Here is a 750-nt window from a genome sequence, read left to right as displayed (position 1 = left end):
CGAGGCCGGCGACACGCTGTGGGCCGGGGGCAAGCAGGTCGGGGTGATCACCTGCGCCATGTATTCGCGGCTGTCCGGCAAGTCCATGGCCATCGCCCGCATGGAGGTGCCGTACGCCGAGCAGGGCGCGGCGCTGGAGGTCAAGGGCAGCCTGGCGGTGAAGGCCATCGCCCACAGCCTGCCGTTCGACGACCCGGAAAAGAAGAAACGCACGGCCAAGGGGTGAGGCCGCTCCCGCGACGGGGAGCCGTCGCGGGCACTGCAGTCCAGGGGCAAGGGAGCAGGGCCGCAGGGAGGTGGCCCGACCTGCTCGCACAAGGAGCGCATCATGGCCTGGTTGAATGGCTGGGGATTTCTGCTGCTGGCGGGGCTGTGCGAGGTGTTCTACGCCTCGATCATCCCGCGCACCGATGGTTTCACACGCTTATGGCCGAGCCTGTATTGCGGCTTCTTCCTGCTGCTCAGCATCTACCTGCTGAGCCTGTCCGTGCGCGTGCTGCCTCTCGGTCTGGCGTATGCGGTGTGGGTCGGTATCGGCACCCTGGGCACGGTGGCCTATGGTGCGATGTTCCTCGGTGAAAGCCTCAACCTGTTGCGCAGCCTGTGCCTGCTGATGATCATCGCCGGCATCGTCGGGCTGAAGCTGTTCAGCCCCGCACCACTGGCCTGAGTACATGGCTGAGCGGATGCGTGGCCCAGCATGCCGCACGCTTGGGCGTCAGAGCTGAAAGCGTGCGATGTTCTCGCGCA

2 protein-coding genes are annotated in these 750 nt (G+C 66.3%); both read left to right on the top strand.

Going from position 1 to position 750, the window contains the following annotated elements:
* On the top strand, positions 1-226 hold a 226-nt coding region (locus J0A65_RS24735; protein WP_206596891.1), incomplete at its 5' end, for a glycine cleavage T C-terminal barrel domain-containing protein.
* A 102-nt stretch (positions 227-328) separates the two neighbouring features.
* Positions 329-670 (top strand): DMT family transporter, encoded by a 342-nt coding sequence (locus tag J0A65_RS24730; RefSeq protein WP_037048187.1) that lies wholly within the window; start codon positions 329-331, stop codon positions 668-670.
* Positions 671-750 lie beyond the last annotated feature (80 nt).

This window comes from Bowmanella yangjiangensis (assembly GCF_017255015.1).
GTDB lineage: Bacteria > Pseudomonadota > Gammaproteobacteria > Enterobacterales > Alteromonadaceae > Bowmanella > Bowmanella yangjiangensis.
The sequence above is the reverse complement of the archived record's forward strand: the minus strand, read 5'-3'. Positions and strand labels throughout refer to the sequence as shown.